Consider the following 14,833-nt stretch of genomic DNA (forward strand, 5'->3'; position numbering starts at 1 on the left):
CTGCGTAGCTATGCATTTGATAGCAACCATTGCAAGTTCAGCAACGCATTCCGGGAAACTGTGACACCCGGTAAAAACGGGCTTCAGGGCGATGCGAAGCCTTGATGAAAAACGGGCGCCGCAGCGCCCGTTTCGTTGCACTTGCGTGCGAGCGGTCAGCGCGAGAGCGCTTCTGCCGTGGCGGCGTCCACGCGGCCCGTGATCGGCAGTCCTTGGCTCTTTTGGAAGTTGCGCAGCGCAGTGGCCGTGCGTGCACCGGCAGCGCCATCGGGCGTGCCCACGTTGTAGCCCAGGGCGTTCAGGCGCTCCTGCGCTTCGCGCACCGACATCGCGGGCGCGCCAGCAGGTGCGGGAACGCCGGCACGGGTCTGCGATGGCGCGGCACCGCCGTCCACGCCCAGCCGGCCGCCGCCGCCCAAGCCTTGGCCCTGCACGCTTTGCGCCTTGTAGTTGCGCAGCGCCACGACCATCTGGTTGTAGGCGTCCATGAAGGCAGCGGTGAGCACCTTGCCTTGCGCCGTGTTCTGGTAGCCGCCCACCGCGCCGCCGGCCGAGCCGCCGAACAGGCCGCCGAAGCCTGCGAAATCGCTCTTGGAAGCGCTGCCTTCGGATGCCGAGATCTGCACGCCCGAGCGGTTGTCCACCAGGGTCAGCATGGCGCTGGCTTCGCGGGTCTTGAGCCCGCCGCCCAGTGCGCCGATGGCCCGGCCGCTGCCGCCGCCGATGAGCCCGCCCAGCACGCCGCCGATGCCGCCGGCGTCGCTGTTGGAGAACACGATTTCAGGCGACAGGCCGTAGTCGGAGGCGACCATCTGGCCCTTGCCGAAGTTGCTGCCGCCGCGCATTTCGCCGGACTGCATGAGCGCGCGCTCGCGATCCATGGCGGTCATGCCCGAGGCGCTGCGCTCCACCACGATGAAGCAGTTGGATTGCTGGATCAGCAGGCGCAGCAGGTTGGCCGTGGGTGGCAGGCGGTATTCGTTGCGCAGGATGGTGTACCAGCCGGCCTGCTGGTTTTCCACCAGCGAGACGGTGCCCAGGGGCGCAGCGCACTTTTGCAGGTCACTGCTTTCGTTGGCGGTGGCACCGCCGGCGGCCGCGCCGGTGGCGACCGTCTTGGACTCGGCACTGCCCATCTTCATGTTGGTGGTTTCGCATCCCGTCAGCAGGAGGGCGGCGCAGGCGGCGGCCAGCAATGGCAAGGTCTTCTTGGACATGGGAGGGTTCCTCTCAGGGAAAAAGGTGGAGGCGCCACCTCGTGGACAAGGCGGCGCAGAACAAGGGGCAGCGGCCGCAACGCCAGACCTGCCAGGGGAGGCGACGGATCATAGCGCCGCGGCTGGGCTGCTGGCTACCGGCCTGGCACCCATGCGATAGACCCACACCGCGTGCCCGCCGCCCGGCTGCAGCCGGGCGTGCGGCGTGGCGCCGGGGATCTCGAACGCCAGGCTGACCAGCCAGGTGCCGGGCGCCATCTCCGCCTGCGCCTTGGCTGCGGCACGGGCCATGCTTTCGGGGCGCTGGAACAGGTACACCAGGCCGTAATCGCTCCAGTCGGCGCGCCACAGGTCGCCACGCCGGACCTTCGCCCATGGGCAGCGCAGCGCGCACAGCAGGCGCAGCGGCACGCTCCACTCCACGCCCTCCAGCCGGGCTTGCGGGTAGGCGCGGCGCAAAGCGAGCAAGCCGTCGCCCAGGCCGCACCCCGCGTCCAGCACCCGCGCGCCCTCCGCCAACGCCACCGCGGCGGGCAGGCCCAGCAGCGCGTCGTGCGGCGTGGGAAACAGGGGTGCATCGCGCCAGGCGTTGATCGGGTACACCAGCAGCAGCAGCGCCAGCGGCACCAGCCAGGCCCAGGCCGGCACGCTGGCCGCGCCCGACAGAGCCAGCGACAGCGGAAACCCCGCCGCGATCAGCCCGCGGCGCCACCAGCCCGTGCCCAGCACGCTGGCAGCGGTGCCAACCGCGCAGGCAGCGACCAGCGCAGCCACCGGCGCGACCCGGTCGTGCAGCCCGAGGTAGGCCAGCCATGCGGCGGCCCAGGCCAGAAGGGCGGGCAGGGGCCAGGGAAGTCGGGGCATGGAAGGGAGGCGGCTTCGAGAGATGGGACAGGCGCTCGGACAGGAACAAGTTTAGTGACCGGGCGGACTGCGGCGTCTTCGCCACACTCGGCGCGGCAGGTGTAACGCCGGGGTCCCGTCAAAGGCAGGACGGATACCGGCTTTTACAATGTTCTGTTGCTCTTGCACACAGAGCGTTACCCGCGCCTTCTGTTTCCATTCACGCCTTCCCACCAAAGGTCTCTTTTGCGCTCGCCCCTTGATTCGCCCTTGCCCGCACCGGGCCCGTCTTCGGAACCACCGCTGGTGGTGGACCTGGACGGCACCCTCATCCTGACGGACATGCTGCACGAATCGTCGCTGCAACTGTTGCGGGACGGGCCGTGGCGCGTGCTCGCCATGCCCTTGTGGCTGGCGCGTGGCAAGGCAGCGCTCAAGCAGGAAATCGGCCAGCGGGTGCGAATGGATGTGGCCACCCTGCCCTACAACGAGCCGTTCGTGCAATGGCTGCGCGCCCAGCACGCGGCGGGCCGCCGCACGGTGCTGTGCACCGCCTCGGATCGCACCGTGGCGCAGGCCATCGCGGCCCATCTGGGCTGTTTCGACCAGGTGATGGCCAGCGATGGCGCCACCAACCTTGCGGGGCCGGCCAAGGCCGCCGCCCTGGTGCAGGCCTTCGGCGAGCGCGGCTTCGACTACGCCGGGAACTCGCAGGCCGATGTGACGGTGTGGCAGGCGGCACGCTCGGCCATCGTGGTCAATGCCTCGGGCGGTGTCACCCGGCAGGCCGAGGCGCACGGCAACGTGGCCGAACGCTTCGCTCGGGCGCCTGCGGGGATCAAGCCCTGGCGCAAGGCACTGCGCCTGCACCAATGGCTCAAGAACCTGCTGCTTTTCGTGCCCATGGTGGCTGCGCACCGCCTGGCTGACGGCCCGGCCTGGGGCAGCCTGCTGGTGGCCTTCCTGGCTTTCAGCCTGTGCGCTTCGTCGGTCTACGTGGCCAACGACCTGCTCGACCTGGAAAGCGATCGCCGCCACCCGCGCAAGCGCCTGCGGCCCTTCGCGTCGGGCGCGCTCGCGGCCTGGCAGGGCGTCGCCCTGGTGCCGGTGCTCACGGTGGCGAGCTTCGCATTGGCCTGGCAGGTGGGCCAGGGGTTCTTCGGCTGGCTGCTGGGCTACTTCGCCATCACCTGGGCGTATTCGCTGGCGCTCAAGCGCTGGGTGCTGGTCGATTGCATCGCGCTGGCGGTGCTGTACACGCTGCGCATCGTGGCGGGCGGCTATGCCATCCAGCAGCCGCTGTCGTTCTGGCTGCTGGCGTTTTCGGGCTTTCTCTTCCTGTCGCTGGCGTTCGTCAAGCGGTATGCCGAGCTGATGGTGCAACAGGCCGCGGGCAAGACCCAGGCGCACGGGCGCGGCTACCTCACATCGGACGCCCCCATCGTGCAGAACCTGGGCATCGCGGCCGGCTACACCGCGGTCGTCGTGCTGGCGCTGTACCTGAACAGCGAATCCGTGCTGCTGATGTACCGCGCCCCCGAACTCATCTGGGCCGCCGTGCCGGTGATGGTGTTCTGGGTGAGCTGGATGTGGCTGCGCGCGGTGCGCGGCGAGATGCACGACGACCCGCTGGTCTTCGCCTTCAAGGACCGCGCCAGCCTCGCCGCCGGCGTGCTGTTCAGCGTGGCGATGGTCGCCGCGGCCCTGGGATTGCCGTGGTAGCCGTGCGCTCCTGGGGCCGGCTGAGCGCCGACGAGCACGACGTGCGCGTGCTGGCGGAGCGCCCGCTGGCCCAGCTGCCGCGTGAGCCCGGCCAGCACGGCCTGGCGTTCGGCATGGGCCGCAGCTACGGTGACGTGTGCCTTAACCCCGGCGGCACGCTGTGGTCCCTGCGCGGCCTGGACCGCTTCATCGCCTGGGACGAAGCCACCGGCGAGCTGACCTGCGAAGCCGGCATGCTGCTGCGCGACATTCAGCGCACCTTCGTGCCACGTGGCTGGATGCTGCCCGTGACGCCGGGCACCCAGTTGGCCACGGTGGGCGGTGCCATCGCCAACGATGTGCACGGCAAGAACCACCACGTGCACGGCTCGTTCGGCGATCACGTGCAGGAGTTGCGGCTGCTGCGCACCGACGGCCTGTCGATCCGCTGCGGGCCACAACTGCACCCGGAATGGTTCGCCGCCACCGTGGGAGGACTGGGCCTGACCGGCGTGGTCACCCAGGCCACGCTGCGGCTGCGGCGGGTGCCAGGCCCCTGGCTGGACACCGAGACCCTGCCCTACGGATCGCTGGGCGAATTCTTCGCCCTGGCCGATGCGTCCGAGGCCGACTGGGAGCACACCGTCTCGTGGATCGACTGCCTCTCGGGCGCCCGGGCGGGGGGCACGCGCGGCATCTTCCTGCGGGCCAACGCCGCGCCGCCCGAATCCCAGCACGGCCCCGGACCGAAAGACCGCCAGCGCACCGTGCCGTTCGCCCCCCCGGTTTCGCTCGTCAACCGGCTGAGCCTGCGCCCCTTCAACGCGGCGTACTACCACCTGAACCGGCGCCGCGCGGGTCGTGCGCTGCAGCACTACGAACCCTTTTCCTACCCGCTGGACAACCTGCAGGAGTGGAACCGCATCTACGGCCGCCGGGGCTTCTACCAATACCAATGCGTGGTGCCCCGCCCGCACGGGCCGGACGCCGTGGGCGCGCTGCTGCGCGAGATCACCGCGTCGGGCCAGGGCAGCTTCCTGGGCGTGCTCAAGACCTTCGGCGACCGCGAAGCGGTGGGCCTGCTGAGTTTTCCGCAGCCGGGCGTCACGCTGGCTCTCGACTTTCCCAACCTGGGCGATCGCACCTTGCGGCTGTTCGACCGGCTCGATGCCGTGGTCGCCCAGGCCGGCGGGCGGCTGTACCCGGCCAAGGATGCGCGCATGCCGCGCGACCTGTTCGAGGCCGGCTACCCCAAGCTGGCCCAGTTCCTTCCGTACCGCGACCCGAATATCCGGTCGGCGATGTCGCTGCGCCTCCTGGGCGACTGACCGGCGCGCTCCTTTCCACAACAAAAACGAACGAACGATTCCACCGCCAACATGCAAAACAACCACAACGGATCGCAGACCATCGCGATCGTCGGCGCCACGTCGCTGATCGCCCAACACTGCGCACGCCAATGGCTGCAAGCCGGCGGCATCGGGCGGATGGTGCTCGTGGGCCGCGACGCGGCTCGGCTGCAGGGTGTGGCCGACGACCTGCAGGTGCGCCAGCCCCAGGCCCGCATCGACGTGCTGGCCGGCGACGTCACGCAGGCCGCGTCCATCGCCGCGCTGGTGCAGCACCTGGCGGCCCAGGGCGTGCCGGACGTGGTGCTGATCGCCCACGGCAGCCTGCCCGACCAGTCGCAGTGCCAGAACGATCTGGCCAGCGCCGAGCAGGCCATGGCCGTCAACGGCCTGTCGCCCGTGCTGTGCGCCGAGGCCTTCGCCGGCGCGATGCTGGCGGCCGGGCACGGCACGATCGGAATCATCGGCTCGGTGGCCGGCGACCGCGGGCGCAAGTCCAATTACGTCTACGGCGCCGCCAAGGGCCTGGTGGAGCGCTATGCCGAAGGCCTGCAGCACCGCCTGGCGGGCACGGCCGTCAAGGTGGTGCTGGTCAAGCCCGGACCGACCGACACGCCGATGACGGCGCACCTCAAGGCACGCGGCGCCAAGCTGGCCAGCGTGGAGCAGGTGGCCCAGGCCGTCGTGCGCGGCATGGCCCGCGGCACGCCCGTGGTCTACGCCCCCGCGAAATGGGCGCTGATCATGGCCGTGATCCGCAACCTGCCCCGCGCCATCTTCCACAAGATGGACATCTGAGCCATGCGGTGGACCCCTGAACGCCGCCGCCTCTGGGCGGCGGTGGCCCTTGCGGGCTATGCGGCGCTGTTCGCGCTGGTCACGGCCGTGGCGGCCTGGCGCACTTTCACGTCCGTTCCGATCTGGGACATGTGGGGCGCGGTGGACTTCTATGCCGACATGCGCGACGGCGGTGGGTGGCAGGCCTGGTGGAGGCTTTTCAACGAGCACCGCATCGTGCTGTCCAAGGCGCTGTTCTGGATGGAATACCGCTGGTTCGGCGGCACGCAAGCCTTCCTGATCGCAGTCAACTACCTGCTGGTGGCAGGCAGCATCGCCACGTTCTGGGCCTTCCTGAAGGCGCGGGTGGGGCCCATGCCCCGCACCACGGCGGTATCGGCCCTGGTGCTGCTGTCCGTCTGGCTTCTGTCGTGGATCCAGCAGGAAAACCTCACCTGGGCGTTCCAGAGCCAGTTCTTCCTGGCCCAGTCGCTGCCGCTGGCCGGGCTGTACTGCCTGTACCGCGCCACGCAGGCGACGCAGGGCACGCGATGGCACGATGAGCGCTGGTTCATCGGTGGCTGCGCGCTCGGCGTGCTGAGCATCGGCACCATGGCCAACGGCATCATGGCGCTGCCCATGATGGCGCTGTACGCCGCCGTGGTGCGCATGGGCTGGCGCCGCACGGCGGTGCTGGCGGTGCTGGCCGCGCTGGGCGTCGGCATCTACATGGCGGACTTCGTCGCGCCGACGCCCCGGCCCGGCCTGCTGGCCGTGCTCATGAGCCGGCCGCTGGGCATGCTGCAGTACACGCTGCAGTACCTGGGCAGCCCGTTCCAGCACCTGAGCCGGCACATGGAGTCGATGTGGATCAGCCAGGCCTTCGGCGTGCTGTTCACGGGGCTGACGCTGGCCCGGCTGGTGCCCGCACTGCGCGCCCCACGCGCCCATGCGCTGGATCTGTCGCTGCTGACCTTCGTCGCCTTCGTGGCAGGCATTGCCTTCGCCACAGCCAGCGGGCGCCTGCAACTCAGCATGGAAGGTTCGCTGTCCAGTCGTTACACCACGCCCACGATGATGGCCTGGGCCGCCCTGGGCGTGCTGTACGCGCCCCGCCTGATGGCCCTGCGCGGCCTCGCCAGGGCCGGCGCCACGCTGCTGCTGGTCGTCGTGCTGGCCCAGATGCTGGCGATACAGGCGCGCGAAACCAAGCGCACCGACATTGCCCACCTGCGCATGACCGGCGCCCTCGCACTGGCGATGGGCGTGCACGACGAACGCCGCATCGGCATGCTGATCTGGGACCGCCACCTGGGCGAGCTCATCGTCGCCAAGGCAGTGCGACACGGCCATTCGATCTTCGGCCAGCCTCCGCTCTCCGACGCCGCCACGGCGCTGGGCTCCCGCCTGGACGTGCCGCCCGCCCGCTGCACCGCCTTCGTGGACTGGGTGCAACGCGTGCCGGGCGATCCGCGCTTCGTCGCGGTGAGCGGCGCGCTGCTGCCCGAGGGCGACGGCCCCCCGCCCGAATCGATGCGCCTCGTCGCTGCCGACGGCACGGTGGTGGGCATGGGCGTGCCCCACCGCTGGCGCAAGATGAGCGCACCGGGCGGCGTTGGCGCACCGGCGCGCTACCTGACCTTCACCGCCTATCTGCAGGCGACGCCCGAGACACTGCCGGCCGACGTGACGCTGACCGCGCCCGGCACTGCCTGCTCGGTGGCCCTCAAGGTGCCGCAGCCGCAATGAGTGCGCCCTCCAATCTCCCAGACATCGCTGAGAAAAAGACTCCCATGAAGAACGCCAAAATCATCCTGCCGGGAGGCGCTGGCCTCGTGGGCCAGAACCTCGTGGCCCATCTGAAGCTGCACGGCTATCACAACCTCGTCGTGCTGGACAAGCACACGAGCAACCTCGCCATCCTGCGGCAGGTGCACCCGGACATCGTGGCCGAGGACGCCGACCTGGCCGAGCCCGGCACGTGGGAGCGCCATTTCGAAGGCGCTGACGTGGTGGTCATGCTGCAGGCGCAGATCGGCGCGCCGCAGGCAGATCCCTTCGTGCGCAACAACCTCACCTCCACGGGCCGCATCCTCGAACTGATCCAGCGGCACCGCATCGCGCAGACCGTGCACATCAGCTCTTCGGTGGTCGAATCGGTCGCCCAGGACCACTACACCGAGACCAAGCGCGCCCAGGAAAAGATGGTGCTGGACAGCGGCATTCCCTGCGTGGTGCTGCGGCCCACGCTGATGTTCGGCTGGTTCGACCGCAAGCATCTGGGCTGGCTGTCGCGCTTCATGCGCAAGGTGCCGGTGTTTCCCATTCCAGGCAGCGGCCGCTACATGCGCCAGCCACTCTATGCGGCGGATTTCTGCCGCATCATCGTGCGCTGCATCGAAGAGCGCCGCGTGGGCGGCGTGTTCAACATCACGGGGCTGGAGAAGGTGGACTACATCGACATCATTCGCCAGATCAAGGCAGCGACCGGCGCGGGCGCTTGGATCGTGAAGATTCCCTACGGCCTCTTTTCTCTGCTGCTCAAGGTCTGGGCGCTGTTCGACAAGGACCCGCCCTTCACCGCCGACCAGCTCAAGGCACTCGTCGCCCACGACGAGTTCGAGGTGATCGACTGGCCCGGCATCTTCGGCGTGCGCGCCACCCCGTTTGCCGAGGCCATCCACGAAACGTTCAACCACCCGGAATACAGCCGCGTGGTGCTGGAGTTCTGATGAGCGCGCAGCCCTCCTCTTCTGCCGCATCCACGGCCGCCACTCCCGGCCAGCGCATCGCCGTGCTGGGCGCCGGCCCCATGGGCCTGGCCGTGGCCTACCAACTGGCGCGCGACGGCCACCGGCCCGTGGTCTTCGAGGCCGATGACCGCGTGGGCGGCATGACGGCGATGTTCGATTTCGACGGCCTGCCCATCGAGCGCTACTACCACTTCCACTGCACCTCCGACCACGCCTTCCTGCAGATGCTGGACGAGCTGGGCCTCAAGGACAAGATGCGCTGGCGCGAAACGCGCATGGGCTACTGGTTCCAAAAGCGCCTGCAGCCCTGGGGCAACCCGGTGGCGCTGCTGCGCTTTCAGGGCCTGGGCCTGATCGCCAAGTTCCGCTACGGCCTGCATGCGTTCCTGTCCACCAAGCGCACCGACTGGAAGCCCCTGGACGGCGAAGAGGCCACGGCCTGGATCCGCCGCTGGGTGGGCAAGGAAGCCTACGAAGTGCTGTGGCGGCGCCTGTTCGACTACAAGTTCTACGACCATGCCGGCAACCTGTCGGCCGCGTGGATCTGGAGCCGCATCCGCCGCATCGGCCGCTCGCGCTACAGCCTCATGCGCGAACAGCTCGGCCACCTGGACGGCGGCTCGGCCACCCTGCTGGACGGCATGGTGGCGGACATCCGCAGCCACGGCGGCGAAATCCGCCTGTCCACGCCGGTCACCCGCGTGCGCATGGACGGCACCCGCGTGCAGGGCGTGGAAACCGCGCAGGGCTTCGAGGCCTTCGACAAGGTGGTGAGCACCATCCCCCTGCCCTACGTACCCCGCACCATGCCCGACCTGCCGCCCGCCCTGCTGGCGCAGTACGGCGCGCTGCAGAACATCGCCGTGGTCTGCGTGATCGCCAAGCTGCGCAAGCCCCTCACCGGCAACTTCTGGCTCAACGTGAACGACCCGGACATGGACATTCCCGGCCTCGTCGAATACAGCAACCTGCGGCCGCTGCAGGAGTCGGTGGTGTACGTGCCCTTCTACATGCCGGGCGAGCATCCCAAGTTCGCCGAGCCCGACGCGGCCTTCCTCGACAAGGTGCGCCGCTACCTGAAAACCATCAACCCGAAGCTGCAGGACGACGACTTCCTGGCCCTGCGCGCCAGCCGCTACCGCTACGCGCAGCCCATCTGCCCACCCAACTACCTGGAGAGCCTGCCGCCCGTGCAACTGCCCGTGCGCGGCCTGTGGGTGGCCGACACGTCCTACTACTACCCCGAGGACCGCGGCATTTCGGAAAGCATCGGCTTCGGGCGGCAGATGGCCGCGCAGGCGGCTGCGGCGCGCGTGTAGGCACGGCCCATCATGCTCGCCCAGTTCCGATCCCGGCAGTTCGTGGCCTTCCTGGTCACCGGCGGCGTGGCTGCGCTCGCCAACTTCATCGCGCGCATCGTGCTCAACCAGTGGATGCCGTTTTCCTATGCCGTGGTGCTGGCCTACGGCGTGGGCATGGTCACGGCCTTTCTGCTGGCGCGCGCCTTCGTGTTCCAGGGCAGCCAGCAGTCGGTGCACAAATCCGCCGCGTTCTTCGTGCTGGTGAACCTCGTCGCCGTGGCGCAGACCTGGGCCGTGAGCGTGCTGCTGGCGCGCCAGGTGCTGCCGGCGCTGGGCGTGACCGCCTTCGTGCCCGAGATCGCCCATGCCGTGGGCGTGGCGGTACCGGTGTTCACCAGCTACCTGGGCCACAAGCGCTGGTCCTTCGCCGACCGCGCATGAAGCCGGGCCACGCCGTCGCTGCGGCCGGGGCCTGCACGGCGGCCTACGTGGCGGCCCTGGCCTGGGCCGACGCGCGCAACCAGGTCTTCGCGCAGCTGCCGCAGGTGTTCGCGTGGATGCCGTCCATGGCGGCCATCGCCTTCGCCTCTTACCTGCTGCGCTACCTGCGCTGGCGCTGGCTGCTGGCGCGTGCGGGGCATACCGTGCCCTGGGGCGCCGGTTTTCTCGGGTACCTGTCGGGCTTCGCCTTCACCGCCACCCCCGGCAAGGTGGGCGAGCTGGTGCGCGTGCGCTATTTCGCACGCCATGGCGTGCCGGCCGCGCGCACCGTTTCGGCCTTCGTGTACGAGCGTGCGTTCGACCTGCTGTGCGTGGTGCTGCTGGCGGCGCTGGCCATCCCCGCGCTGCCGCTGTTCGCGGTTTTGGTGGCTTTCGTGGCGGGCATGATCGGCGCCGTCGTGGTGGTGGCGGCGAGGCCGTCCTGGCTGCTTCGCAGTGCCGCCTGGCTGCGCCGCCGCGGCTGGCCTCGCGTATCGCGCGCGGTGCGGGCCTTGGCCATGGGGCTGGCGGGCTGCAAGGCATGGCTGCATCCGCTGGACCTGGGGCTGTCTCTGGGCCTGGGCCTGGCGGCGTGGGGCATGGTGGCCTTGTCGTTCGCCTGGCTGCTGCACGGGCTGGGCATCGACCTGCCCTGGCGCGATGCGGCCTCCCTCTACCCCACCGCCATGCTGGCCGGCGCCGCCTCCATGCTGCCCGCGGGCATCGGCACCACCGAGGCCACCCTGGTCGCCCTGCTGGCGCTGCAGGCCGTGCCGATCGGCCTCGGCACGCTGGCCGCCGTGGGCATTCGCGTGGCCACGCTGTGGTTCGCGGTGCTGTGCGGCTTCGCAGCGATCGCGGTGCTGGAGCGCCGGCGCGGGCCTTGAACCCACCGGCCCTTCGGCCTCTGCCTGCGGAACGACACTTCCCATTCGTTTTCCGCCACTGATCTTTGGTGTGTATTGGCACGCAGTCTGCGTTGCTGCATGGCGCCACCGACCTTAGAAATTGCATCACTGATCTTCAGTGGGGCTAACCCCCCAGCAACCCTGGACCAGTCCCTCTGCCGACCTCGCCTGGGAACAGCGATGTCTTGGCCCGCGCATGGCGATGGATCGCATGCCCTGCGCGCCGTCCCTCAAATTCACCAATTTCAGGTAACGACAAAGAAGACAACCTCTCGTAGCATCTTCGGTTGTTCGCTTAAGCGCCCCCTTTCAAACCCGGTCTTCGACACCGCTGTGCCATGACCCGGTGTTTTGTCGCAGAAACGCTCCCAACGCACCCGTTGGGATTTCCGGTCAAGGGGGCGGGGGCTTGCTGACACCTCAAGCACTGGTCTGTGTCGCACAGCTTTGCCTCCTCCATGTACAGAAACAAGTCCGAAGGACTCCGAAAATGACCGTGCCTGCGCAACTGCATCCCGTCCTGGACTTCGCCTGGCTTCGCAGATTCTGGGTATGCCTTATTGGGGCATTGGTTCTTGGCGCCAGTGGCTCGGCCCTGGCGCAACCCGCCTGGAGCAGTGCGGCCAACCTTAACTCCGTGCGCTACCAGCACACGGCCACGCTGCTGCCCAGCGGCAAGATGCTGGTCACGGGAGGGGCCGACAACAGCGGCAATTCTCTCGCCAGCGCGGAGCTGTACGACCCGTCCACCAATGTCTGGAGCAGCGCGGGCAACCTGGTCAATGTGCGCTCCCAGCACACGGCCACGCTGCTGCCCAGCGGCAAGGTGCTGGTCTCGGGAGGTTTCGACAACAGCAACGGCGACCTCGCCAGCGCGGAACTGTACGACCCGTCCACAAATGGCTGGAGCAGCGCGGGCAACCTGGCCAATGCGCGCTACGTGCACACAGCGACGCTGCTGCCCAGCGGCAAGGTGCTGATCTCGGGAGGGTACGACGGCAGCGGCAGCGTCGCCAACGCGGAGCTGTACGACCCGTCCACCAATGGCTGGAGTAGTGCGGGCAACCTCGTCAATGGGCGCTGCCTGCACACGGCCACGTTGCTGTCCAGCGGCAAGGTGCTGGTCACGGGAGGTCAATTCAACAACAGCAATTTGCTCGCCAGCGCGGAGCTGTACGACCCGTCCACCAGTGTGTGGAGCAGCGCGGGCAACCTGGTCAATGGGCGCTACTACCACACGGCCACGCTGCTGCCCAGCGGCAAGGTGCTGGTCTCGGGAGGAATCGGTGACAGCGGTATCGTCGCCAGCGCGGAACTGTACGACCCGTCCACCAATGTCTGGAGCAGCGCGGGCAACCTGGCCAACGCGCGCTACGGGCACACAGCCACGCTGCTGCCCAGCGGCAAGGTGCTGGTCTCGGGAGGAATCGGTGACAGCGGTATCGTCGCCAGCGCGGAACTGTACGACCCGTCCACCAATGTCTGGAGCAGCGCGGGCAACCTGGCCAACGCGCGCTACGGGCACACAGCCACGCTGCTGCCCAGCGGCAAGGTGCTGGTCACGGGAGGGGGCGACGGCAACGGCATCCTTGCCAGCGCGGAGCTGTACGACCCGGCCACCAGTGTCTGGAGCAGCGCGGGCAACCTGGTCACTGCGCGCTACCTGCACACGGCCACGCTGCTGCCCAGCGGCAAGGTGCTGGTCTCGGGAGGGTACGACGGCAGCAGCATCGTCGCCAGCGCGGAGCTGTACGACCCGTCCACCAATGGCTGGAGCAGCGCGGGCGACCTGGTCAATGCGCGTTACCAGCACACGGCCACGCTGCTGCCCAGCGGCAAGGTGCTGGTCTCGGGAGGGTACGACGGCAGCAGCATCGTCGCCAGCGCGGAGCTGTACGACCCGTCCACCAATGGCTGGAGCAGCGCGGGCGACCTGGTCAATGCGCGTTACCAGCACACGGCCACGCTGCTGCCCAGCGGCAAGGTGCTGGTCACGGGGTACGGCGCGCCCGCCAGCGCGGAGCTGTACGACCCGGCCAGCAATGGCTGGAGCAGCGCGGGCAACCCGGTCAATGTGCGTTACCAGCACACGGCCACGCTGCTGCCCAGCGGCAAGGTGCTGGTCACTGGAGGAGTCGGTAGTTCCTTCGCCAGCGCGGAGCTGTACGACCCGGCCACCAATGGCTGGAGCAGCGCGGGCAACCTGGTCAATGGGCGCTACCGGCACACGGCCACGCTGCTGCCCAGCGGCAAGGTGCTGGTCATGGGAGGTCAAGGCAACAGCGGCCTCGTCGCCAGTTCGGAGCTGTTCACATCAGACCTGGGCGCTCCCACCACCCGTCAACCGGTTCTGTCCAGTGCCAGTCCAGGCGCCCTGCAGCCAGGGGCTGCGTTGACCCTCGGCGGCACGCTGCTGCGCGGTGACAGCGAGGCCAGCGGAGGCTCTACCAACAGCTCGGCGACCAATCTGCCGCTGGTGCAGCTGCAGCGCCTGGACAACGGGGCAACCGCATGGCTTGCACCCGCCACGTCCAGCAGCACCAGCTACACCTCGCAGCCTTTGCCGTCTTCGCTCGCCAACGGCTGGTATGCCTTGCGTGCGGTGGTCAACGGCATTGCTTCCGACGCACTGCTGGTGCGTGCCGTCACCGTGCCCAACCCGCCGACGGCGGTAGCGTCCTCGACGGGCGACGGTGCCGTCGCATTGACCTGGGCCGCGCCAGCCGATGACGGCGGCAGCGTTGTCACCGGCTACACCGTGCTCAAGCAAGCTGTGCCTGCGGGCGCCAGCACGGTGGCGTGCACGACGACCGGGGCTTTGGGCTGCACGGCCTCGGGGCTCACCAACGGCCAGGCCTATTCCTTTACGGTGCGGGCCGCCAACGGGGTGGGCGACGGCGCCCTGTCTGCTGCGGTGCAGGCTACACCGCAGCAGTTCGTCAACCCGAGCGTGCCCCTGACGGGTGTGCCTGGCGGGGGCAATGCCTCCGTGCAGATCGCTGGGGGGCCTGCGGGATGCACAGTGGGCGCGCTGAACATCGACACCTCCGTGCCCCCTGGGGCGCCCAGCAACGCGAGCTTTCCGCTGGGCGTGCTGCGCTTTACCGCCACGGGGTGCGACAACGCCACCCTCACGGTGAAGGTGACCTATCCCAGCGCCATACCGGCTACGGCCCAGTTACGCAAGTACGGCCCGCAAACGTTCGGAGCACCGAACAGCTGGTTCACTCCCAGCGTGTCCAGCATCAGCGGCGACCGCCTGACGGCCAGCTTCCAGGTGACGGACAACGGCGAGGGCGATGGCAATGCCAGCCTGGGCAGCATCAGTGACCCGTTTGCACCGATGGTGCTGGCAGCGGCGCCTGGTCCCAACGGCGTGGCCTCCATTCCTACGTTGAGCCAGTGGGGGCTGATGCTGATGTCGCTGATGGGTGCGGGAATGGGCATGTTGGCTGTGCGCAGGCGCACTTGAGACGGCAGTACCTGTGCGCTGGTGCGCTCCTG

The 14,833-nt window shown here is 68.8% G+C and carries 11 protein-coding genes; 9 read left to right on the forward strand and 2 right to left on the reverse strand.

Features of this window, described 5'->3' with window-relative positions; genetic code table 11:
• Positions 1-155: 155 nt before the first annotated feature.
• Positions 156-1,217 carry a peptidoglycan-binding domain-containing protein gene (locus BLT03_RS07965; RefSeq protein ID WP_092742128.1) on the reverse strand — a complete coding sequence of 354 codons (1,062 nt, stop codon included), beginning with the start codon at positions 1,215-1,217 and terminating at the stop codon, positions 156-158.
• 108 nt (positions 1,218-1,325) lie between these two features.
• The gene (locus BLT03_RS07970; RefSeq protein WP_092742130.1) at positions 1,326-2,081 is read right to left on the reverse strand and encodes a class I SAM-dependent methyltransferase; all 756 of its coding nucleotides are present in this window, start codon (positions 2,079-2,081) and stop codon (positions 1,326-1,328) included.
• 225 nt (positions 2,082-2,306) lie between these two features.
• Between BLT03_RS07970 and BLT03_RS07975 the strand changes: the two genes are divergently transcribed.
• From BLT03_RS07975 to BLT03_RS08015, 9 genes are all read left to right on the forward strand, one after another.
• The gene (locus BLT03_RS07975; RefSeq protein ID WP_271466137.1) at positions 2,307-3,782 is read left to right on the forward strand and encodes a UbiA family prenyltransferase; all 1,476 of its coding nucleotides are present in this window, start codon (positions 2,307-2,309) and stop codon (positions 3,780-3,782) included.
• Positions 3,776-5,089, forward strand: a complete 1,314-nt coding sequence (locus tag BLT03_RS07980) for an FAD-binding oxidoreductase (RefSeq protein WP_092742134.1) — start codon at positions 3,776-3,778, stop codon at positions 5,087-5,089. Before BLT03_RS07975 ends, BLT03_RS07980 begins: the two co-directional genes overlap by 7 nt.
• Positions 5,090-5,140: 51 nt before the next feature.
• Entirely contained in the window at positions 5,141-5,908 is a 768-nt protein-coding gene (locus BLT03_RS07985) for an SDR family NAD(P)-dependent oxidoreductase (protein WP_092742136.1), read from the forward strand.
• 3 nt (positions 5,909-5,911) lie between these two features.
• The gene (locus tag BLT03_RS07990) at positions 5,912-7,636 is read left to right on the forward strand and encodes a hypothetical protein (RefSeq protein WP_092742138.1); all 1,725 of its coding nucleotides are present in this window, start codon (positions 5,912-5,914) and stop codon (positions 7,634-7,636) included.
• Positions 7,637-7,680: 44 nt separating this feature from the next.
• Positions 7,681-8,619, forward strand: coding sequence for an NAD-dependent epimerase/dehydratase family protein (locus BLT03_RS07995; protein WP_092742140.1), 939 nt, complete (start codon positions 7,681-7,683; stop codon positions 8,617-8,619).
• On the forward strand, positions 8,619-9,959 hold the full coding sequence (locus BLT03_RS08000) for an NAD(P)/FAD-dependent oxidoreductase (protein ID WP_092742142.1): 1,341 nt from the start codon (positions 8,619-8,621) through the stop codon (positions 9,957-9,959). The genes BLT03_RS07995 and BLT03_RS08000 overlap by 1 nt, the downstream gene beginning before the upstream one ends.
• A 12-nt stretch (positions 9,960-9,971) precedes the next feature.
• Positions 9,972-10,382: a GtrA family protein gene (locus BLT03_RS08005; RefSeq protein WP_092742144.1), complete on the forward strand. Its 411-nt coding sequence runs from the start codon at positions 9,972-9,974 to the stop codon at positions 10,380-10,382.
• A complete protein-coding gene (locus BLT03_RS08010; protein ID WP_092742146.1) occupies positions 10,379-11,308 on the forward strand; it encodes a lysylphosphatidylglycerol synthase transmembrane domain-containing protein in 930 nt (309 codons plus the stop codon). The genes BLT03_RS08005 and BLT03_RS08010 overlap by 4 nt, the downstream gene beginning before the upstream one ends.
• Before the next feature lie 511 nt (positions 11,309-11,819).
• Positions 11,820-14,801: an IPTL-CTERM sorting domain-containing protein gene (locus BLT03_RS08015; RefSeq protein ID WP_092742148.1), complete on the forward strand. Its 2,982-nt coding sequence runs from the start codon at positions 11,820-11,822 to the stop codon at positions 14,799-14,801.
• Positions 14,802-14,833 lie beyond the last annotated feature (32 nt).

Source organism: Paracidovorax valerianellae (assembly GCF_900102625.1).
Classification (GTDB): domain Bacteria; phylum Pseudomonadota; class Gammaproteobacteria; order Burkholderiales; family Burkholderiaceae_C; genus Paracidovorax; species Paracidovorax valerianellae.